This window comes from Sphingomonas canaveralia (genome assembly GCF_047238125.1).
Classification (GTDB): Bacteria; Pseudomonadota; Alphaproteobacteria; order Sphingomonadales; family Sphingomonadaceae; genus JBDFMH01.
On the sequence record NZ_JBDFMH010000001.1, the window covers coordinates 2,827,501 to 2,848,604 of the forward strand.

Genomic DNA, 21,104 nt, shown 5'->3' on the forward strand with positions numbered 1-21,104 from the left:
GTTGAAAAGTTACCGGATGAGTTGTGTTTAGGGGTGAAAGGCCAATCAAGCCGGGAAATAGCTGGTTCTCCGCGAAAACTATTGAGGTAGTGCCTCGGATGAATACCGTTGGGGGTAGAGCACTGGATGGATGCGGGGGTCGCGAGACCTACCAACTCTAACCAAACTCCGAATACCAACGAGTAATATCCGGGAGACAGACGGCGGGTGCTAAGGTCCGTCGTCAAGAGGGAAACAGCCCTGACCTACAGCTAAGGTCCCCAAGTCACGTCTAAGTGGGAAAGCATGTGGGATTTCCAAAACAACCAGGAGGTTGGCTTAGAAGCAGCCATCCTTTAAAGAAAGCGTAACAGCTCACTGGTCTAAATAAGAGATCCTGCGGCGAAGATGTAACGGGGCTCAAGACGTGCACCGAAGCTTAGGGTGTGGATTTATCCACGCGGTAGCGGAGCGTTCCGTAAGCCTGTGAAGCGATCTGGTAATGGGTCGTGGAGGTATCGGAAGTGCGAATGCAGACATGAGTAGCGATAAACAGGGTGAGATGCCCTGTCGCCGAAAGACCAAGGGTTCCTGCTTAAAGCTAATCTGAGCAGGGTGAGCCGGCCCCTAAGACGAGCCCGAAGGGGGTAGTCGATGGGAACCACGTTAATATTCGTGGGCCTGGTGGTGTGTGACGGATCGCTTATGTTGTATGTCCTTATCGGATTGGACATGCTTCGACGCGGTTCCAGGAAATAGCCCCACCGTATAGACCGTACCCGAAACCGACACAGGTGGTCTGGTAGAGTATACCAAGGCGCTTGAGAGAAGTGTACTGAAGGAACTCGGCAAATTGCCTCCGTACCTTCGGAAGAAGGAGGCCCCATCTAAGCGCAAGCTCTGATGGGGGGCACAGGCCAGGGGGTAGCGACTGTTTAGCAAAAACACAGGGCTCTGCTAAGTCGGCTTCAAGACGACGTATAGGGTCTGACGCCTGCCCGGTGCCTGAAGGTTAAGTGGAGATGTGCAAGCATCGAAATGAAGCCCAGGTAAACGGCGGCCGTAACTATAACGGTCCTAAGGTAGCGAAATTCCTTGTCGGGTAAGTTCCGACCTGCACGAATGGCGTAACGACTTCCCCACTGTCTCCAGTACATGCTCAGCGAAATTGAATTCTCCGTGAAGATGCGGAGTACCCGCGGTTAGACGGAAAGACCCCGTGCACCTTTACTGCAGCTTCAGAGTGGCATTAGGAAAGAACTGTGTAGCATAGGTGGGAGGCTTTGAAGCGTTGGCGCCAGCTGACGTGGAGCCATAGGTGAAATACCACCCTGTTGTTTTCTGATGTCTAACCTCGATCCATGAAACTGGATCAGGGACCCTCTGTGGCGGGTAGTTTGACTGGGGCGGTCGCCTCCTAAAGAGTAACGGAGGCGCGCGAAGGTTGGCTCAGGACGGTTGGAAACCGTCTGTTAGAGTGCAATGGCATAAGCCAGCCTGACTGCGAGACTGACAAGTCGAGCAGAGACGAAAGTCGGTCATAGTGATCCGGTGGTCCCTCGTGGAAGGGCCATCGCTCAACGGATAAAAGGTACGCCGGGGATAACAGGCTGATAACCCCCAAGAGCTCATATCGACGGGGTTGTTTGGCACCTCGATGTCGGCTCATCACATCCTGGGGCTGGAGCAGGTCCCAAGGGTTTGGCTGTTCGCCAATTAAAGTGGTACGTGAGCTGGGTTCAGAACGTCGCGAGACAGTTTGGTCCCTATCTGCCGTGGGCGTCGAAATTTGAGAGGAGTTGACCCTAGTACGAGAGGACCGGGTTGAACATGCCTCTGGTGGACCTGTCGTCGTGCCAACGGCGCAGCAGGGTAGCTATGCATGGACGGGATAACCGCTGAAAGCATCTAAGCGGGAAGCCTCCCTCGAGATAAGATTTCTTAGAGCGGTCGAAGACCACGACCTTGATAGATCGGATGTGGAAGCGCGGTAACGCGTGGAGCTAACCGATACTAATTGCTCTATTCGCGCTTGAGAGTCCCACCATCAATGACAGGCCTGATGGCCTTGTCGCGGTGATTGGATGATCAGTCGCAGCACGGTAACCCGTCGATTTCTAGAAACATGCACGTCGTGCGCCGGCCCCATAGCTTGGTGGCCATAGCGTCAGTGACCCACCCGATCCCATCTCGAACTCGGCCGTGAAACCTGACAGCGCCGATGGTACTATTGCTTAAGCAGTGGAAGAGTAGGTCGTCGCCAGGCTTTGCGGCCGGCGCACCGTGCATGGAACCCATTCACAGTTTCCGCCCCGAGGCGGTGAAGCGCCTCCTGGCCGTTCGCGGCAGGAGGCGTTGTCGTCTTGGGAGCAGGTTGGCGCGGGGTGGAGCAGCCCGGTAGCTCGTCAGGCTCATAACCTGAAGGTCACAGGTTCAAATCCTGTCCCCGCAACCAACATTAGCCCGCAAGTCGAAAGACTTAGCGGGCTTTTTCGCGTCTCGGCTGCGTGTTGAAAAATGGCGATGTAAGCACGGCGGAAGCAAGGGAGCGTGCGATACAGCGTAGCCTTGAGGGTTTCGTCGTGCAGCGCATCTTTGGCTTGGGGGCGGCACGCAAATCATCCGCTTGTGTTGGCTAGCCGCCAGTCCACCTCTCGGCAGCGCTGGTAAAAAGTCGCTCCTGCTATGGTCACTGATGATGCTATTCGCCTCCTCATCATTCGAGTCCTAATGCCCTCCGATCCGCGGTCGCTGCTGCGAGCTCTGCGCGAGCGGCTGCGATGCGGGCTTGCGCATCGACTAGCCGAACTTGGGCGTCAGTCGCTGTTTCCTCACGCTGGTTGACGAGGAAGAAGTCGCTAGATCCGAGCTCAAATCGACGCCGCTCGGCCGACGCCAACCGCTCGGCCAATTGTCGTTCCTGCTGCGCAATCGCCGCTAGGCGTTCCGCAGCGTCGACGCCGATGGTAATGCCTTCGACCTCTGTGGTGATCTGATCACGCAGGAAGCGGCTGCGCGCTTCCAGCGCATCAATCTCTGCGCGAGCCTCAGCCACTCGGCCGCGAGCCGCCCGGTTCTGCAGGGGCACGGAGAAGCGGAAACCGATGATGCCTTCTAGCGGCGTGCGGGAGCGGCCACCCAGTCCCTCGTCGCCCACGTCCTTGCCAACTTCGCCAGTGAGGTCGAAGCGGGGACGCAGATCGTTCTCCGCCAATGCCAGCCGCGCGGTGCCCTGATCGATTCGGGCGAGCAGGGCCTGAAGGTCGGGCCGGCGCTGAGCGAAGGTCGCCTGCAACGCCGCGGCGACCCCTGCGAGCGCGTTAGCGTCAGCCGGTAGCCTTTCTGGGCCGACCACGAGCCGCGCGCCCACCTGATCGCGAAAGTAAAGCGACAGAGCGTTCGCAGCTGCTTGGAAATCGCCTTCGGCCCGGACCACCAGCGCGCGGCGGCGCACGAGATTCTGGTCGTTTTCAACCAACAAAATGTCCGGTCTGGCGCCAAGCTGCACCTGACGGGCGATCGCACCACGGCGGCTTTCCGACAGGTTGAGCAGGTCGCGATAAGCTTGCAACCGCAAACCCGCCGCGACCCAGTTCTGATAGGCATCCACCGCGCGCCGTTGGACGCCGATCGCCACCGCCTCCCGTTCGAATTGGGCGATGTCGATATCGCCGGCAGCAAGCGTCCGGCGGGCACGTCGCTCGTCCACCAGCCGATCGCGAAGGAGCGAATAGAGCGCCCCGACCTTCAGCTCGCCAAGCCGGTTGGTGTATTTTTCATCCTCATAGATCGGAAAGTCGCCGCGGCTTACCCGGTAACCCCCGTAAAGGTACCCGCCATTGCCATCCAGCGGCAGCGTGGCACGGCTGGCAACTACCGAACCGTCGTAATAGCCGAGCGCGCGCGACCGCCCGTCGATCTGGAACACCGTGTCGAACGCGCCCGCCGCGGTTAGCGCGCGACCCTCGGCGGCCCGCTCCCGGGCAAGGGCCTCGACGATCTGAGGTGCCGCGCGCGCCGACGCGCGTAGCACCTCGTCCAACATCAGCGGCACTGCAGCCGGTGTCGACACGGCAGAGCGGCGCGCTGCCTGTTCCCCTGGTGCCGTCCCGGTCGCCGGCGCGGACAGGATGAGTGTCAGGGCCGCTAGGCACCCAATCATTTCGGCTTGCCCGCCTTGGCTGCGACCTTGCCTTGGTCCTCGAAGGCTGGCCCAGCCTTGCCCGCGCGCGGTTGACCGAACTCCAGCGGAAAGTCATTCAGCTGACGCCACAGCTCGTAGCCGACCGAGACCGTTTCGCCCTGGACCCAGCCGAGAACCTTGCCACCCAGCCGGACGAAGCGGCGATCGGGCCAGGCCGGCTTGCCCGGCGCAGGCTCAACAAGCACGCGGAACAGCCCCTGCGCGTTTGCCGTGGCATCGATGGTCCTAATCCGGCCGTCGAAGAAGCCGTAGGCGACCGACGGCCATCCGCTGAACTGGATCGCCGGCCACCCCTCGAACTCCAACCGGACCGGTCGTCCGGGCCGCAGCAGCGGCACGTCGCGGCCATCGATCATCAGCTCCACCGCGCGTTCGACTCGCTCGGGCGCGATCGTCGCGAGCGGCGTGCCTGCCGACACCAGCGCACCGCCGGCCGCCGCGTTCAAATTCTGGATGCGGCCATCGCGGGGAGCCCGGACCAGCTGCGCCGACTGACGGTTGAGCTGCACGTCGATACGGTTGAGCTTAGCGCGGGACTCCGCGAGCTTGGCGGCCGCATCCGCCACCTTGATCTGCGCCTGCTCGAAATCGCGGCGGGACGACAGCCCTTCCGCAAATAGCTGCCGGTTGCGGTCGACATCGATCGCTGCAACTCGCTGAGACTGGCGGACCGCCGCGATTTCCGCCTCGATCTGCGCACGCTCGGCCGCCAACCGCGACAGGAAGTTTGGATCAAGATCGACGACCCGGGCGATCGGATCGCCACGGTCGACATGCTGGCCGTCCTGGACGAACCAACGCTCGACGCGCCCGGGGACCAGCGCGGTAACATCCTGCGCGCGGTCATCCGGATCAAGTGCAACTACTTGGCCTTGGCCTTGAGCAGTCTGCAACCAAGGCACCAGGAAAAGCACGGCAAGCGCCGCCGCGATCCCAACTACGATCAACCATGCCACCGCGACACCGACCCGCGGCGGGCGCAGAGAGGCAAGCGTGGTGAAGTGGGCTATGTGCTCAGGCCGATGTGGCATGATCACGCTCCTTTGCCACCATGGCTGCCAAGTCGGCGAGGCAATCGTATCGACGTTGTATGGTCATTCCGAGATAAAGATAACCATCGAGGCGCAGATCCTCCGGACGACCGGTGCAAAGCAGGACTGTTGTTCCTTCCGACTTCAGCTGACGAAGCGTTGCGGTCAGCCGCTCGGGCGGCAGCAGATCGAAAAGCTGCCCTAGGATCAGCACCCGGGGCTTGAGCACAAGCGCATTGGCCAGCTTAATCGCCATGATCTCGCCGACGCTTAGCGGATAGCCCGACGACGCCAGCAGCGTATCCAGCCCCTGCGGCAGGCGCGCGACAGTACGTTCCAGCCCGACGGTCGCGAGCGCTTCCAGCGCGGTGTCCCCCTGGTCATTGGAAGCGAGCCGCAGATAGTCGCGGATCGTCACCTCGACGATAGTCGCTCGGTCCAGAACCGTGACGTCCGAGCGCAGATGGTACATGTCTAGGGCTCCCAACTCCGCGCCGCCGATCCGGATCAGCCCCTGCTCCGGGGTAGCGTGTCGCTTGAGCAGAAGCGCAAGCCGACGCTCTGCACCCGGCTCGACAACGGTAACGAGTTGCTCACCGGCTGCCAGCGCCAGCTCGAACCGGGCGCCGTCGAGCGTGACGTTGGTTAGCCTGACCGAGCCGTCGCGGACACCGGGCCCGCCGCGGATCAGCGGTTCCTGCGGTATGGCGAACAGCACCGATAGTTCCTCCGAACTGGCAACCAGATCGTAGAAGGTGTCGAGGTACCAGCCGAGCTGCGAGATGCCGTAGAACACGCCAGACAGGATCAGCTCGGCGGCGACGAGTTGGCCGAGCGAGAGCTGCCCACGCAAGATCAACGTGCCGCCTAACAGCAGCAATGCGGCGCTCGCTAGCGCGTAGATCAGCAGGAACGCGACCGTTTGTGCGAAATGGTAGCGGAAGTAGCGGCGGTGAGCGCCGACATAGGAAGCGGTCACCGCTTCCGACCGGTCCATCGCGAAGGTGAGGTGGCGGGACGATTTGTAGAAGCCGTTCGAGCCGCCGACGCTTTCCAGCCAGCGTGCGACCGCGTGCTTGGCATGGCTGAGCGCCACGGCGCCGGTGATCGCGCTGCGTCGCCACATCAGCCAGACGACCAGTAGGGCAGCGATCAGCACCACGTTGAAGGCCAGAAAGAACGGATGGTAGAAGCTGGTGATCGTCAGGCCGACGGCAGCTTGCAGCACGATGGTGAAGCCGCCGATCACGAGGCTGGGCACCGCCTTTTGCACCACCACAAGATCGAAATAGCGGTTGAACAAGTCGCTGCGGTTGGCGTCCCCGAAGAAGGGGTTCTGCGCGTGAACGGCGCGCACCGTCACTTCCGCCACCACGCGCGCGAACACGCGGCGTTCAAAGGCGGCCATGATCCAGACCCTCAGCGCACTGAGCGCCGCCACCATCAGCAGCAGGAGTAGCAGCACGCCCGAGAGCGCCCAGAGGGGCGCCGGCATGGCGGTATTGGCGACGCTGTTGATCAGCAGCTGGACGGAGATCGGCGTGGCGAGCGCCAGCAGGCTTATCGCAACCGTGTAGATGATGCCGAGGCGGACATAGGCCGCCTCCGGACCGACGGTCTGCGCCAGCCACGCGGCTGCTTGCCGAAAACCAAGTCGCTCCGCCGCCACCGGCTTACCCCCATTTGGTTTGCTCGAACCAGATAGAAGCAAGAAAATAGGCGCAAGAGGACGCGTCGGCTACGTCCCAGCCCCGTCAGCAACAATCGCTTACGTTTGTCGCTGGAAGGCTGCGGCTACCAATACGAAGGTGCGCAACGATCGCTCGCATCGCCACTGCTCTTCCGCGCCGCTGGCATGAACGAATGGCAGCATTCGGAGCGCTAGAAGCATTCGCGTGTGGCCGGAAGTGGGGCCAAGCTGTCGATGAGCCCATAGCCCGCCCGCCGTCGTTCAGATGGACTGACCCGGAGCTCGTCGAATGAAGTTGAACGACATTGTCACCGACATTGCGCTGAAGATCGCTGCGAGAGCCTCCGAAATCGAGGGAGCGGCGGACGCAAAGGAGGAGGGCCTCGATCCAGGCCCGTTCGGCATCGCTATCGCTTCGCCCGACGGCGGCGTCTTCACCGCTGGCTGCGCCGACACGTCGTTCCCGATCCAGAGTATCGGCAAGATCTTCGCGCTCGAGCTCGCGATGGAAGCAATCGGCGACAAGGTTTTCGAACGCGTGGGCCGGGAGCCATCAGGTGACCCATTCAATTCTATAATCGATTTGGAGCGCAACAACGGCGTGCCGCGCAACCCGTTTGTAAACGCAGGCGCGCTTGCGGTAGTAGATGTCCTGCTCGACCGGCCCGGACACGCGCGATGCAAGTCCGTGGTCTCGTTCGTCACCGATCAGCTCGGACGCGCTCCGATTTTGGACGACGATGTCCTCGCCAGCGAGCACGAGGGCGGTGATCTGAACCGGGCTATGCTGAACTTCATGCGCCACCACGGCAACCTGCGATGCGATCCTGACGAGGTGCTCGACGCCTATGTTGACCAGTGCGCGATCTCACTCAACTGCGCCGATCTGGCGCGGGCCGGCCTGTTCCTGACGCGGACCCGACTGACGCACGACGACGAAGAGGCGTCCGAACGTGCGGCTCGCGTCCGCAAGCTGCTCGCTCTAATGATGACTTGCGGCCATTACGACGGCTCGGGCGATTTCGCGCTTCGCGTCGGCCTGCCAGCGAAAAGCGGTGTTGGCGGCGGCATCCTTGCGATCGTACCCGAGGTTGCGTCCGTTGCGGTGTGGTCGAGCAACCTGGACCAGCACGGCAATTCGATGCTGGGCGTTCGCGCGCTGGAGATGCTTGCTAGCCGTACCGGCTGGTCGGTATTCGGGCCACCGCTCGATCCTTCGGACCGACCTCGCTCTCACGACGTTGAGCACCGTGGAGGTGCCGATGAACGAGGATGACGAACGTTGGATGCGCCGGGCGATCGAGATCGCCCGATCGAAAGGCTCGGACCCCGCTGACTCGCCACTGGGGTCTGTAATCGTCCTCGACGGTAAAGAGATCGCGGCTGAACGCAACCAGACCAAGGAGTTGCCCGATGCAACCGCGCATGCTGAGATGATGGCAATCCGGCGCGCCTGCGAGGGAGCGGACGAGCTCGAGCTGCGTGGTGCGACACTCTACTCCACGCTCCAGCCGTGCGGGATGTGCACCATGGCCTCGATCTGGTCTAAGGTCGGAAGGGTCGTCTACGGTGCCGGGCGCGAGGATGTGCACCCGATGTATTTCGAGGCGCGCCATATCGACACGCTGTCGTTCATCGCCAACGCCTATCGCGATGACATCGTCATCGAGGGCGGTTGCCTGCGTGACGAGTGCGCGAGCCTCTACTACCCGCCTGACGCTGACCTGCCGCAGGACGAGCAGGCGAACCTTTAAGGATGCGCTTGGCGGCGCGTGGCTCAATCGACATTACCAAGGCCACAGCGGTCGAGATTGACCAACTGCGCAAACTGCATCCTCATGGTTTCAAGAACGCGCGCAGAAGGCGGCTCCCAAGAGGAGTACGGCAGGTTCGAAGGATGCTGTAAGTTGGGGCAGGAACGCGGAATAGAATCGCTAGGGCAAAGACTGAGGACTACAGCCAGCTTCCGCTGACCTCAGGCATGCGCCAAATCGAGGGCGCAATCGTCACCCCCCCCCGGGGGGGGGGGGATTGAACCTGGGTCGGAGCCAGGACCCTTAGGTCGAAGCGTAGGCCCTAAGTTCTACAGGCTCAACCATTGGCACTAAAGGTACGGGAAGCGTCTGCAAACCGGGTCGGGCTAGGAGGTAACCCTGCATATATCTCACCCCCAAGTCGCGAAGTACTTCATACTCAGCAATCGTCTCAATGCCCTCCGCCACGGCAATGATGCTCATCCGGTTGAACATCGCGAGCAAGCCTTCAACAATCATGCGTCGTGGTAGGCTCGCATCGATGCCGCGGACCAGTTCCATATCCAGCTTGATGATGTCCGTCTGGAGCTTGGCTAGCAGGGCAAGACCAGCGTGCCCGGCACCAAAGTCATCTAGGGCCGTGGCGAAGCCCATGCGTCGATAGGTCTCTACGATGTTGGCCACGTGCGAGGTGTCGACCATCTCCTCGTTTTCCGTGAATTCGAATATCAGCTGGTCTGTGGGGAACCCTACCTCTGCGGCGGTCTTCAGCGTTAGCTGGATGCATGCCAGTGGGGAATAGACCGCGTTGGGTAAGAAATTGATCGACAGCTTCGCTCCCGTCGCAACAATGCCTGCATCGACGGCCTGAGTGATGGCTGCGACACGACATTGCTGGTCAAAGGCGTAGCGCTTTTCCGCCGTCACGGTACTAAGCAATTCACCTGCGCTCTGCCCCGAAGGACCGCGAACCAACGCCTCGTACGCCCAGACTCGTCCCGACACGATATCAACAATCGGCTGGTACGCCATCAATAGGTCGAACTGCGCCGCTCCGCCACGGCAGCCTTGGCATGCGCTCATGATTCGACATCCATACGGGCGGATTAGACCCAAACCACTAATTTCCGGTGTTTTAGCGAAGGCAAGAGGGCGTCCTTGGGGCGCGCGCGCGAAGGGTCAGCGTGGTTAGACGACACTCCTGTCAGGACGGCAGATTGCAACGGCCTACGGAAAGAGCGCGAATGGCCGAGGCGGGTTCATTAGACCAGTTCAGCCGGTCCGATGCCGACTTTTAAACGTCTGGTCGTGCACGACCGTTGGATGGCCGATTGATACGGCATGCCGGCATGCTGCCGAAGCTTGCTGCTCCGAAGCATTGCGAACAGACACGCCGAGGCACTATGTTCGGTCTATGTTCTATAGACTCTTGTTGTCGGACGCGCTTCGCTACGTCGCTACCCCGGACGAATGGAAAGCATTCTGCGCGTATGGAGAGGTCACTAGCACCGATATTTGGGTACACAGTGTGGCAGTAGGAATGGGAGCCCAATCAGGTGCTCTCGATGGATACGAGCCGTTATGGAATAAGCTGGTGGCCGCCATGAAGGTCGAGCTTCTGGCAGGTCGCTGGGTCGCCGAGGGGTTTGTTCCGGGTCAGGATCCCCGCCCGGTTGCGATTGATGCCGCTCTTTGGCGCAAGCTCGAATTCGATATCTTTGAACAAGGCGCGGCAGGCGGTGGTTTTAAGTTCGTCAACCTGCTTCTGACAAATAGGGCTAGATCTGACGATGTTGCTTCGGAGAGCAACGGGAACTCTCCGCTTTCGCAATCGCTTGAGCTTATTGCGACGCCTGACGAAGCAAGCGAACTATCCCGCTTGAAGAAGGTGGCGCCAAGGCCGTCTGCCTCCGTGTCGGGCGCATCAGACCCTGTATATACTTCGGCTTGCCTGCAGTTGGACCAGCTTGAGGATCGGTTGTGGTCCAGGCTGCGCTCGCACCTGCTCGATCGGACCTATGTGGCGCGAGGGCTGATGAAGGGCGGCCACGAAATTGCGACGATCCAAGCCGAGCTCTGGAGCGTACTTCGGTGCAGATTTTCGTGCGATGAGGCAAGTACGCCAAATGGAGACCTCGTTTTCTCGCATGTGACCATCAAAGTGAGTAATCTTGCTCGCGCCGCCACTGAGAGAGCGCCTGGTACGATCCGGCGTGCAATTTTTACGTTTCTGCGGGAGCAATTTGCCAGCCAGTCAGCGAGGAAGACGAAAGAGGATCTGCTTGAGAAGGCGAGGGCGATGGTGTCACCCTCAATTTCAGACACGATGTTCAACGAGGTTTGGAAGGAGATCAAGAAAGCCGGCGAAATTCCGGAGGATGCCGTGTATCGCGGCCGTCCGCCAAAAAAAGCAGTCGATAATTAAAGCTGGGGGGCAGCTTTCCCCCCCTCTTTTGGCCGCCAACCATTCCTTATCCTTCGCTCCATCGCATCACGACGTGAGGAGCTTCGACATGCCGCTTACCCACTTCCACCAAGTCGAATTGGCCCGCCGCTGGAAGCTGAGCCCCCGGACCTTGGAACGGTGGCGCTGGCTGGGGCAGGGACCCCGTCATCTGAAAATCGGCGGCCGGGTCGTTTACCGATTGGACGACATCGAAGCTTTCGAGGCAGCGAGTGTCCGCGACAGCACGAGCGCGGTGCTGGGCTCGAACGGGTGATGCAACCGACGCGAGCCAGTAATCCGCTGCTCGAAGCCGCGCTCGGCTATGCTGCTCGCGGTGTGCCTGTTTTCCCGTGCCGGACGGACAACAAAAGGCCGCACACGCAGCACGGTTTCAAGGAAGCGAGCGCCGACGCATTGCAGATACGGTCCTGGTGGGGCCAGTGGCCCGACGCGATGATCGCATGCCCGACAGGCTCCGCCGTCAACGCGTGGGTTCTAGACATCGACGATCCTGCGGCATTTGAGGGCGCGTGTTCCATCGCTTTGCCCACGACGCGCAAAAGCAGAACGGGGAAGGGGTACCACCTTTGGTTCCGATGGAACGAGGCTGCTCCGGTGCGGAATGCTCAGCGATCGAGCAAGGGGTGGCCCTTTCCGAGCCTCCCCGGCGCTGAGGTACGCGGTGAGGGCGGTTACGCGATCCTGCCTCCATCCCGGCATCCCAGCGGATGTCTGTATGAGTGGCTTGATGACGTGCCGGCGTGCGCCGCTCCGGAGGACCTCATTGAGCTTATTCGGCCTGCTGGGGGCCAGACGGTTGGTGCCGCGTCGGCGACTGATGCACCGATGAGGGGAAGGCTGGCTGCTGGCGTTCGTAATGGCGACACTGCATACGGCACGGCAGCGTTGCGAGCCGAATGTAGCCGGATAGCCTCGGCTGGCTTGGGCTCGCAGGAAAGGACGCTGAATGAAGGAGCTCTCAAGATAGGGGCTCTTGTCGGCGGCGGTTGCATCACCTTCGAAACTGCTGCTGACGAGCTGAGCTCGGCCGGTCTTCAGCTTCAGTCCTGCAACCCCGACGATCCCTGGACGCGGGAGCAAATCGTCAGGAAGGTCAACCGAGCTCTGTGCGATGGCATGCGATCTCCACGCGTTGCGCCTGACGGTGTCCCGTGGTTCAGCTCGCACGACACTGCACGGCCCACCATCCGCGTTCGTCTCGGCGAACTGGACGTCATTGCAAGCGAGGCGGAAGCAGCGTTGATCCAGGCGCGGTCGCCGCTCTACATCCGGGGCGGTATTGTGCGGCCGGTCGTCGATACGATGCCCGCCGCGCACGGTCGTCAAACGAAGGTCGCGCGACTGGTCCTGGTCGATGCCGATACGCTGATCGACCATCTTTCTCGTGCGGCGAACTGGACGAAGTTTAATGCCCGCAAATCGGCCGATGTCGCAACCGATCCGCCGCGCAATGTCGCGCAAACGATACTGGCCCGTGATGGCGAGTGGAGCTTTCCGATCCTGGCTGGTGTGATCACCACGCCAACCTTGCGTCCCGATGGCACCATCCTGTCGCAGCCCGGGTATGATGCTCAGACCCGTCTCCTTTTACTCGACCCGCCTGAGCTTCCGCCGATCCCGGAGCATCCGTCGAAAGCGGATGCGCGTGCAGCGCTCGATCTTCTCGACAGCTTGCTCGACGGCTTCCCATTCGTCGATCAGGCCAGCCGCGCAGTGGCCCTCTCCGGCATCATCACCCCTGTCGTAAGAGGCGCGATGCCGGTGGCGCCGCTTCACGCCAACACCGCCCCAGTGGCAGGCTCCGGCAAGAGTTACCTCATCGACCTAGCCTCGGCAGTGCATACCGGGGAACGGGCACCCGTCATCGCCGCGGGGCGCACAGAGGAGGAAACCGAGAAGCGTCTTGGTGCAGCCTTGCTTAACGGTCAGCCGATCGTCTCGATTGATAACGTGAACGGTCAGCTGGGTGGCGATGCGCTTTGTCAAATGATCGAGCGGCCGGTGGTGTCGATGCGGCCGCTGGGCCTCTCGAAGCTCATCAAGATCGAGAGCCATGCGACGATGTTTGCGACCGGCAACAACATACAGCTCGTCGGCGACATGACCCGCCGCGTGATCCTATGCTCGCTTGATCCCAACACAGAGCGGCCGGAGCTCCGGAAGTTTGGCACTAATCCGTTCGATACCGTTCTTGCGAATCGCGGGAGGTATGTGGCTGCGGCTCTTACCGCGGTCCGGGCATACATCGCTGCAGGCTGCCCTGACGAACTGCCGGCGCTTGCCTCCTTCGAAGCTTGGAGCCGCATCGTGCGCTCGGCTCTGGTGTGGCTCGGCCGTTCCGATCCGGTCGACACGATGGACAAGGCTCGCGCGGATGATCCGGTCATGTCGAGTCTGAAGGCAGTGCTCAGTACAATATACCAAGCGATCGGCAACTCACCTAGGACGACGGGGGCGATGAAAGAGGTCGCCGAGTTGCTGAACCCTTTGGGTAACCCCATCAACGGAGAGCTTCGGCAGGCGCTGGTGGAAGTCGCTGACGACAGACGGGGTGGTATCGATCCCAAGCGTCTCGGGCACTATTTCGGCCGGCATCAGGGCCGCATCGTCGACGGCTTCAAGGTTCTCGCAGCCGAAGATGATAGCCACGCTAAGCAACGTCGCTGGACGGTCAACCGGGCGTAAAAGCGTCGCCGAGCGGGTATATGCGGGGAAAGGCGGGTATTGCGCCGGTCGCGCCCACCATTTAGCACTAAGGTGGGACTGCCAAATTCCTCATGTGGCAGAGAATTAACCCGCATATCCCCGCACATACCCGCAAATCGATTGTTCGGTGGCCGACCGGGGGGGGGGCGATCGTAACTACCCATCTGACGAGTTGGACACCGATAGTGGCCCGCCGCGTGGATATCCGCGAAATTAGCTAGGGGGTGGTCAGAAGGCCGCTGCTGACGACGGGTCCTTTCTATTTCGGCCAACTGCCCTTCGCTGTTCCAGTTGGCGCGAGATTCTGCATCCGGGAGTTTGCTGTCTCATGGTGTAGACTTGCTTTCCGTTTGACGTGCCGGTCCCAGGCCAATTGATGCAGTTGGGGGGGGCGATCTGACCTTGCCAGCCACAGCGGTGCGGCCGCCAACGGGAGGTAGGTTAAAATGCGCGCTGAAAATCGAAGTCGGGATCGGCGCTGGGGGCCAGCATCGTCATGAGCTTCAAGCACTAGGCGAAGGCGGCGGCGGATCCGATTCAGGCGGTAACCGGCAGCACTGTTGATCGGCTAGGATGGCATGCTGAGTTCGCCGCGCCCGGATGAACCAGCTTCGTGACCTGAATGCGGGACAATGCCGCGGAGCGCTGGCGGACCAACGAGTCAGTCGCTGCGGTGCATGAGATGGCGAAGAGCCTGCCCAACGCGCCGCAGCCGGATGTGACGCTGCAGCCGGGCGAGACGGCGCAGGCCGCCTCGCTACCGTCTGCCGCTTAGGACAGCTGATTGTCCCGGACACCTGCTGCTATGGTGCCGTCTCGTAGACGGCGCTCAATCGGGCCGGCTTCCCACCAGCGCGCTGCTCATATTCGCGCGCCAAAGCCTCATGCGCGTTCCGGACTGCCGCGTCTGTCGCCAAGGCTGCGCGTTCGCGCTCCTGCGCCGCCCGCCGGCGGTAATAGGTTGAATCGTCGTCCATCGCTGAACCACACCTTTCTCCCCACGATGGGAAAATAGCGCAGCTGGAAGCGCGTGCAATTAAACCTGATCAAGCGCGTGGCATGCCGTATGGCTTGCAGGATGATACCCTGAGAAAACCGCCCCGCCGTCAGGTTCCTGGGGAGGATAGTCGACGGGGCGGCCGACGCGTGTCGCCGCGCCTGCTTAGGCACCTCAGGGAGTGCCGCTGCACGTCGATCGTAACGCGCTCAAATACTTTAGGAAGAGAATAAATCATGCGGCGCAGACGACGCCGCCGTTATTCGACTGGAGAAACCGCCCCGCCCATTGCCTTAGGGAGGTGTCGGACGGGGCGGCCTTTCCGCGCGCGGGAGGAGGAAAGCCTGCCCGTTTGCTTGATGACGATATCGCAAGCGATCAGAGAGACCTACTTACAATTTTCGATCACGTTCACGGCGAATGTCCCGATCGGCCTCGTCGATCGCGCGCAGCAGTTCATTGAAGCATGGCGTCTCGTCGACCCGGAACGCGCGCTTGAAGCCGCTGCCGAGCCGCTGAAGATCCGATGCGGTCAGCAGGCCGACTGCCACCACGCGATCATCACGGTTCATAGGCCTCTCCAGCTCCCAAATAGAGGGGCGTCCAACGCCGCACCGACGCGGGCGCTCCCGACTGCTGAATAAAATCTGGCGAAATCAACATTGGAGACGATATGACGAAGGCTTCAGAGCCGGCGTGGCTGGCCTATGCCCGCACGCTGGTCGGCACGCGGGAAATCCCCGGCCGGACGCACAACAGCAAGCTGATCGACTTCCTCAACACGGCGGCTCGATACAATGGCGTGCGCTGGGTTGACGACGAGATGGCCTGGTGCGGCGGCTGGGTCGGGGCGGTGCTGCTCGCTAGCGGCATCGAGCCGGTGAAGCTGGCGGCACGCGCGAAGAGCTGGGCCGATTTCGGCGTCCGGCTTCTGCCCGATCGGCTGGCTCCGGGCGCGATCCTGGTATTCGGCCGAGAAGGCGGCGGCCATGTCGGCTTCTACGTGGGCGAGGACGCCACCCACTATCACGTGCTGGGCGGCAATCAGTCCGACATGGTGCGGATCTCCCGCATTGCGAAGAACAGGCTGATCGCATCACGCTGGCCGAAGGGCGTGCCAGTGGTCGGTCGCCCGGTAAAGATGAGCGCGAACGGTGCGCCAGTGACGAGCAACGAGCGGTGATCGCCTCGCCCACCTCGCTGATTGGGTGCGGCCTGCTGGTGCTGGCGGCGCTCGGCGGCGCCTACCGGCAAGGTCGCGTCGACGGCGGGAACGCTGTCAGCGCCAAGGTCGTGAAGTCGCTCGAACGGGCGGAGCAAGCCCGCCAGCGCATTGCCGCCGCGGTCGATGATGTAGCCACCCACCATGCCGCCGCGGGCACCGCCCAAGCGACCGAGACGAGGGAGATTTACCGTGAGACGATCCGCATCGTGGACCGCCCTGTTTATCGCAATCAGTGCGCCGATGCTGATGGCGTTCAGCTGCTCGACCGTGCCCGCGCCAACGCCAACCGTAGGATTGCCGGCAGCGCTGATGGCGGAGCCGCCGCTGCTGCCAGCGATGCCACGGAACGCTGACGGCTCACTATCTGGCGAGCAATGTCTCGTTGGCGGGCTCGATCTCTATTCCACCGCAGGCATGATCCGCCTGCAGCTTCTGGCACTGCAGGCGGCCGAGCGAGTTCGGTCAGGCCAGCGCTAGCTTCCGGCGCCGCAGAGCCGCACCGGTCAGTCCGAAGCCGCCAATCATCAAAGCCCAGCTTGCCGGTTCGGGAACCGCCGCTCCAAACACGCCGCTGCCCGTCGCGGAGGTGATGCCGGGAACCCCTGTGATCGACTGATAGCGTACGAAAAAGCGGTCGAGCGTGATCGACGTGGTCCCCGGCGCATAGGTCAATGAAAACGTGCCAGTTGCTGGATCGTCCGATATCGCTACCCCGTCCCCGCCACCACCAGTGCATTGCGCGCCGCCGCCGCCCGCACGGAAACAAACCCGGCCGTCGTCGCTGCCGGTCAGATTGGCCACATTCGAATCATGGCCGATACGATCGAAGGTCGCGCCCGAAACGGTGGTCTGGCTATCGACGGCGCCACTGGTCGTGAAGCCAAACACCGAGACGCGCGATCCGGTGACTTGGCCGTGCGAGATATTGTCCACACTGTAGTTGAACGTGAAGACGCCATTGGCGATCGATGACAGCGTGAAGGTGGTCTGCGCGGCAAGGCCGCCGATCGTGCCCCCTGACCCATCAGGCGTTTCAAACCCTGCGTAGCGGTAGATAATCGGATCGCCGATGTTCGCGGCAGACACCGTAATCGCTGCCATAGCCGGCGATACCGATGTCAACAGCGCTCCCACCAGCGCGAATCGAAATAGGTTCATTGCCACCTCCCCGGAAATCAACCGTCCGGGTAAGTCCAACGATCCACATGCGCAAGCTTGGCGCCCGTCCCGATTTCGGACGTTCGGGGTTGGCACACTTTCCGCGACAGTTTCGAGAAATGTCTCGTTGAGTCTTTCCAGCAAAACCTTGCTGCAGCGAAAGATGGGCGAGCGTTTGCGCTCAACCTCGAATGACCGCAACGGCGTGCGACCAGCCCAGGGAGCTCGGTAACATGTGCTGAAACTGCCGAAACCACGTAACTCAACACGTCCGTTGGTGGCCAAATGCGTTGTTATTGAACCGAAACACTCTGCGATGACGCTTTCGATCTCATTTTCGGTGCGATCCGGGTTCTCCGCCTGGAGCCGCCGCGCAATGTCAGATTTGATCAGGAACCGCCCCTTTGAGTCCTCAACGCTACCTCCTGCGGGGCCATGGGCAGCATCAGTCCCCCACTCTTTGGCTGCGGATACGTTGGCTGCGGATATGCTCTGCCCGCGCTGCCCGTAACAGGTCTGCCGCCTCGCGCCAGATGCGCCGAAGCCGCTCCATTTCATCCGGATCCTGACTTAAGGCGATCGAACGAACTATCGGTGGGTCTATCAGCGTGCGCTGGCGAACGGCCTGACCGAGGATGCAGCCCACGCGGCCGGATCACAGCACGAGGCGCGCGCCGCGGGTCGCACGCTACCTTGATCGGCATTGCCGTCGGATCGCATTCAGCGCCGCATTGCAGTTCTGCCAGCGCGACTGGCCGTTCGGGGTGCCGGCCGAGGTCCAGAACCAATCGAGCGCGGTGCGTTCCGCGCAGCGCCGTTTGAGCGCGGTAAGGGCGGCGGCGACGCGGGGCGTCTGCACGATCTCTGTCGCTGCGCGATCGAGCGCGGCCCGAAGCACCTCTATCGCGCGATCACCGACCGCCAATTCGGACTCCCACATCCAGCGTTCGACGGCTTCGCTGGTCCATAGCGGGCGCATCACCCCGCCCTGATAGTGGAAGCGCACCATGCCCAGGCAGCCGGGTGTGAGGCGGCAGCCAATCCGGCGGTCGATCAGCGAATAGTCCCTGCCCTTCAGCTTGACCAAGCGGGCCAGGTCGACATCGCGATACTGGTGGCAGGTGTTGCAGGCCGCGCGCACCAGCCCCTTGCTGTCGAGCATCGCGCCGACAGTTTGAACCCATGCGGGCAAGGGGGCAGGTTTGCTGTTGCGGCCCATGCGCGCGACCGTGAACGAAAGTGGAACATCGGCGCAAGATTGGGAATCGCTATTTCGTCTCGCAATCCTGGCAGACCGTGCGGTCGAACATGATGCGCGCCCCGCAGAACTGGCATTTGCCCATCTGTCCTGGCTGACGGTCGCGAGCGCGACGGTCAAGTAACCTACGGAGAATATCGGGCAGTCGCATCGCGCTGCGCTTAGGCCAATCATGGCTCAATGGCCAGCACGCACCGAGTTGCCGATAGCTTTCAAATTGCTGCACGCCAATTAACCCAATTGTTAATGCGTCGACGACTAGAGGCTCCCACCTGCAAAGACAGGAGGGTCGCAATGGTTTCAGGAAATTCGCATCGAAAACCTTGGACGTCAGAGGACGACGCCGAATTATCGCGCCGCTGCCACGAAGGCGAATTCCTTCCGGATATCTCTAGGGCGATGGGGCGGTCTCAAGAAGCGTGTCGCTCGCGAGCGAATATATTGAAGGTGCCGTGTCGATCATCGGACGGGCGCGGACCAAAGTCTGATCGCGCAGCGGTGGTCTGAAGGGATGTCCCGCCCGGTCAGGGGGTGATCGGGCGGGACTGCAACGACCCGAGCCTCGTGTGGGGGCGGGCTCAAAGCGGTCATAGCTAATGGCCGTTAACGCCGGGTTAGCGTCGGGCACGAGCGGCGTGGTTGTCATTCATCAGTGGCGCAATCGTGCGTGTCAGCTCGCGGCAGCGCGACGGCCAGTCCAAGTACCAATACACACATAGTGTGGATATATCTGCATGGCTGGCGGCTGCGCCAAATCAGGACGTTTGCTTTCACAGCGATGTCATGGGGTTGAGACGCATAGTCTTTTCGCCCATGAACCAGCCGGTGGCTGCCCATAATCCTTCCGCTGTCGCGTCCTACCGGTCGGGCGCTCTACTTGCCGGTTTTGGCACGATCGCTTTGACGAGCGCATGGCTTGGATCGCCTTCGACATTCAATTGCGCGCAGGCGTGGGCCTTGGCAGCAGAGATCGAGGACAAGCAGGCGAAGCTCGATCGTTTCAGGGCACGCTGCAAGGCCGGCGACTTGCGCGCATGTCCTCGCACCACCCCGATCGACGGTGATCCGAAGCGGCATTTGCCGGAGCAGGTGCGCAAGTCGGAGCGCTGTGACGATTTTCTCGCGAGGATGCGGTCCGCGGGGTTCAAGGATGGCGGGGGTTGGCTAGGCTGGAACGCTACGCTGCGAAAGATCGGCTTGCTTCATTGAGCAATGACGGCCGACCTGCGCGTTGGAAACACAGGACCTGTGACCGTCATTAGACTAGCAGGGTATGGGCGCTGTAGATCGAGCACTTCGGCATAGCTCCCGGTCAGCCAGCGGTCGTGATCGTCGGCGTGTAGTATCGTGATCATCGCCTTCGGATGGATCGGCGCGACCAGTTCGTTCGGATCGCAGGTGAGCATGGCGAACCAGCGCTGATCGCCAAGCTGCTGCCAGACACCGGCAACAGCGAACAGCGGTTGGTCGGTCACGCCGAACCACATCTCGCCCTTGATCGGCTTGCCGCCGCCCACGTCATGCGCCTCCGGTGTCCACTCACAGAACTCGGTGAGCGGGATCAGGCACCGGCCTTCGGGCTTCTCCAGGCGAGGACGCCAGCGCTTCAGATCGCGGACGTTCGTGATCGGATAGGCAGCGCCCTTACCGAGCAGATCCCAGCTCATCACATCGAGGCCGCGGCGGCCGTCTTCCTCGCGGATCACATAGGCCCGGCCGCGTGGGACGAGCTCGACCGGATTGAACCGGTTGTCCATCGGCCGATCGGTCAGCCAGTTGCCGCCGAACTCTTTCCCGAAGTGGCTGAAGAGCGTTTCGGGTTCGGCCTTGTTGCGGGCGCGATTGCACATGGGGCTATGTCAGACCTGACTAATCGATCCGCGCGCGGGGGAAGTGCTGAACCGCAGTCGGTATATCGACCCAGGAGTGGCGCGTTTCTTCCCACACCGATCGGATCGGCTGCATCGAATGGGAGTCGTCAAACAGGCCGATCGGAACGCCAGTGACTGTGGGGTTCTTCGTTCCCCGCATGAAAACTGTCGTTCCGCATTGCGGGCAGAAGAATTGGCTGAAGGTCCCGCCAAGATCGGTCGGCCTGTCGAACTGCTTCGCCTCGCCTTCAATCACAACGTCCGCGTGCGGCCAGTAGGCCGCTTCGCCGAACGGCGAGCCTGAGCGTTTCTGGCATGCTCGGCAATGGCAGACGACGACGGCAACGGTCGGGCCGGGAACCTCGGCTCGTAACTGTCCGCACTGACAAGACGCTCGCATACTGAGAATTTATCAGATTGCGAGGTCGCCGCAATCGCCGTCCACGACAACGTGTGAATGGATGATCAGGCGGGCTTTGCCCCCGGCGTGCCGCACTTCGCGAACTTGCCCTTGGTATCCTTGCACCGCTTCGTCGTCGCTTTGGCCTCGGGGCACTTTACGAACTTGCCGGTCTTGGGATCTTTGCATGGCGCTGCCCACACGGCTGGCGCTGCCAACAGGGAGAGCGCGGTTGCCATGGCCAGAATGATCTTCACAGTTGCCTCCAGTCGCTGAGTCGCAGCGGGACGATGGCAGCGGCTGAGCACCCTGTCACCGATTCAAATGGCACCCTTTTTGGCCGTCCTATCTGGTGCGGGTGTGT

General features: G+C 61.7%; 19 protein-coding genes, 1 tRNA gene, 2 rRNA genes and 1 pseudogene (1 of these 23 running past the window's edge). 13 read left to right on the forward strand and 10 right to left on the reverse strand.

Annotation, left to right across the window (positions count from 1 at the left end; genetic code table 11):
- The 3 genes from ABC347_RS14140 to ABC347_RS14150 all read left to right on the forward strand — a co-directional run.
- Nucleotides 1-2,016 (forward strand): 23S ribosomal RNA (locus tag ABC347_RS14140); it begins 775 nt to the left of the window's first position.
- A 114-nt stretch (nt 2,017-2,130) separates the two neighbouring features.
- Nucleotides 2,131-2,245 (forward strand): 5S ribosomal RNA (rrf, locus tag ABC347_RS14145).
- 112 nt (nt 2,246-2,357) lie between these two features.
- Nucleotides 2,358-2,434, forward strand: a tRNA-Met gene (locus ABC347_RS14150).
- A 261-nt stretch (nt 2,435-2,695) separates the two neighbouring features.
- Here the strand turns inward: ABC347_RS14150 and ABC347_RS14155 are convergent.
- From ABC347_RS14155 to ABC347_RS14165, 3 genes are all read right to left on the reverse strand, one after another.
- A complete protein-coding gene (locus ABC347_RS14155) occupies nt 2,696-4,024 on the reverse strand; it encodes a TolC family protein (RefSeq protein WP_413247070.1) in 1,329 nt (442 codons plus the stop codon).
- A 113-nt stretch (nt 4,025-4,137) separates the two neighbouring features.
- Complete coding sequence (locus ABC347_RS14160) at nt 4,138-5,214, reverse strand: efflux RND transporter periplasmic adaptor subunit (protein WP_413246356.1); 1,077 nt, start codon at nt 5,212-5,214, stop codon at nt 4,138-4,140.
- Entirely contained in the window at nt 5,198-6,883 is a 1,686-nt protein-coding gene (locus ABC347_RS14165) for an ATP-binding cassette domain-containing protein (RefSeq protein WP_413246357.1), read from the reverse strand. Before ABC347_RS14165 ends, ABC347_RS14160 begins: the two co-directional genes overlap by 17 nt.
- A 310-nt stretch (nt 6,884-7,193) precedes the next feature.
- On the opposite strand from ABC347_RS14165, the gene glsA reads away from it, so the two are divergent.
- Nucleotides 7,194-8,180 carry a glutaminase A gene (gene glsA, locus ABC347_RS14170; RefSeq protein ID WP_413246358.1) on the forward strand — a complete coding sequence of 329 codons (987 nt, stop codon included), beginning with the start codon at nt 7,194-7,196 and terminating at the stop codon, nt 8,178-8,180.
- Nucleotides 8,167-8,658: a nucleoside deaminase gene (locus tag ABC347_RS14175; protein ID WP_413246359.1), complete on the forward strand. Its 492-nt coding sequence runs from the start codon at nt 8,167-8,169 to the stop codon at nt 8,656-8,658. The genes glsA and ABC347_RS14175 overlap by 14 nt, the downstream gene beginning before the upstream one ends.
- Before the next feature lie 303 nt (nt 8,659-8,961).
- Here the strand turns inward: ABC347_RS14175 and ABC347_RS14180 are convergent, their stop codons facing one another.
- Nucleotides 8,962-9,741: an EAL domain-containing protein gene (locus ABC347_RS14180; protein ID WP_413246360.1), complete on the reverse strand. Its 780-nt coding sequence runs from the start codon at nt 9,739-9,741 to the stop codon at nt 8,962-8,964.
- A gap of 349 nt (nt 9,742-10,090) precedes the next feature.
- On the opposite strand from ABC347_RS14180, the gene ABC347_RS14185 reads away from it, so the two are divergent.
- The 5 genes and pseudogenes from ABC347_RS14185 (at nt 10,091) to ABC347_RS14205 (ending at nt 14,606) form a co-directional block, all read left to right on the forward strand.
- Nucleotides 10,091-11,083 (forward strand): hypothetical protein, encoded by a 993-nt coding sequence (locus ABC347_RS14185; protein WP_413246361.1) that lies wholly within the window; start codon nt 10,091-10,093, stop codon nt 11,081-11,083.
- 88 nt (nt 11,084-11,171) lie between these two features.
- Nucleotides 11,172-11,378 carry a helix-turn-helix transcriptional regulator gene (locus tag ABC347_RS14190; RefSeq protein ID WP_413246362.1) on the forward strand — a complete coding sequence of 69 codons (207 nt, stop codon included), beginning with the start codon at nt 11,172-11,174 and terminating at the stop codon, nt 11,376-11,378.
- Nucleotides 11,378-11,869 (forward strand): annotated as a pseudogene (locus ABC347_RS14195) (bifunctional DNA primase/polymerase); the annotation flags it as partial. The gene ABC347_RS14190 and the pseudogene ABC347_RS14195, both read left to right, overlap by 1 nt.
- Nucleotides 11,870-11,950: 81 nt before the next feature.
- Entirely contained in the window at nt 11,951-13,810 is a 1,860-nt protein-coding gene (locus tag ABC347_RS14200; RefSeq protein ID WP_413247101.1) for a hypothetical protein, read from the forward strand.
- Nucleotides 13,811-14,453: 643 nt separating this feature from the next.
- Nucleotides 14,454-14,606, forward strand: coding sequence for a hypothetical protein (locus ABC347_RS14205; protein WP_413246363.1), 153 nt, complete (start codon nt 14,454-14,456; stop codon nt 14,604-14,606).
- A gap of 614 nt (nt 14,607-15,220) precedes the next feature.
- Here ABC347_RS14205 and ABC347_RS14210 read toward each other — a convergent pair.
- A complete protein-coding gene (locus ABC347_RS14210; RefSeq protein WP_413246364.1) occupies nt 15,221-15,400 on the reverse strand; it encodes a hypothetical protein in 180 nt (59 codons plus the stop codon).
- 101 nt (nt 15,401-15,501) lie between these two features.
- Here ABC347_RS14210 and ABC347_RS14215 point away from each other — a divergent pair, with 101 nt between their 5' ends.
- Complete coding sequence (locus tag ABC347_RS14215; RefSeq protein ID WP_413246365.1) at nt 15,502-16,011, forward strand: TIGR02594 family protein; 510 nt, start codon at nt 15,502-15,504, stop codon at nt 16,009-16,011.
- Nucleotides 16,008-16,406, forward strand: coding sequence for a hypothetical protein (locus ABC347_RS14220; RefSeq protein ID WP_413246366.1), 399 nt, complete (start codon nt 16,008-16,010; stop codon nt 16,404-16,406). The genes ABC347_RS14215 and ABC347_RS14220 overlap by 4 nt, the downstream gene beginning before the upstream one ends.
- A 109-nt stretch (nt 16,407-16,515) precedes the next feature.
- On the opposite strand, the gene ABC347_RS14225 is transcribed toward ABC347_RS14220, so the two are convergent.
- Complete coding sequence (locus ABC347_RS14225; RefSeq protein ID WP_413246367.1) at nt 16,516-17,769, reverse strand: cistern family PEP-CTERM protein; 1,254 nt, start codon at nt 17,767-17,769, stop codon at nt 16,516-16,518.
- 130 nt (nt 17,770-17,899) lie between these two features.
- Nucleotides 17,900-18,589: a hypothetical protein gene (locus tag ABC347_RS14230; protein ID WP_413246368.1), complete on the reverse strand. Its 690-nt coding sequence runs from the start codon at nt 18,587-18,589 to the stop codon at nt 17,900-17,902.
- A 693-nt stretch (nt 18,590-19,282) separates the two neighbouring features.
- Here ABC347_RS14230 and ABC347_RS14235 point away from each other — a divergent pair.
- Entirely contained in the window at nt 19,283-19,678 is a 396-nt protein-coding gene (locus ABC347_RS14235) for a hypothetical protein (RefSeq protein ID WP_413246369.1), read from the forward strand.
- Here ABC347_RS14235 and ABC347_RS14240 read toward each other — a convergent pair.
- The 3 genes from ABC347_RS14240 to ABC347_RS14250 all read right to left on the reverse strand — a co-directional run bounded on the left by ABC347_RS14240 (nt 19,672) and on the right by ABC347_RS14250 (nt 20,997).
- On the reverse strand, nt 19,672-20,319 hold the full coding sequence (locus tag ABC347_RS14240; RefSeq protein ID WP_413246370.1) for an SOS response-associated peptidase family protein: 648 nt from the start codon (nt 20,317-20,319) through the stop codon (nt 19,672-19,674). The two genes, ABC347_RS14235 and ABC347_RS14240, sit on opposite strands and share 7 nt — an antisense overlap.
- Nucleotides 20,320-20,338: 19 nt before the next feature.
- Complete coding sequence (locus ABC347_RS14245; RefSeq protein ID WP_413246371.1) at nt 20,339-20,740, reverse strand: GFA family protein; 402 nt, start codon at nt 20,738-20,740, stop codon at nt 20,339-20,341.
- A gap of 65 nt (nt 20,741-20,805) precedes the next feature.
- Nucleotides 20,806-20,997 carry a hypothetical protein gene (locus tag ABC347_RS14250; RefSeq protein ID WP_413246372.1) on the reverse strand — a complete coding sequence of 64 codons (192 nt, stop codon included), beginning with the start codon at nt 20,995-20,997 and terminating at the stop codon, nt 20,806-20,808.
- Between the last annotated feature and the right edge of the window lie 107 nt (nt 20,998-21,104).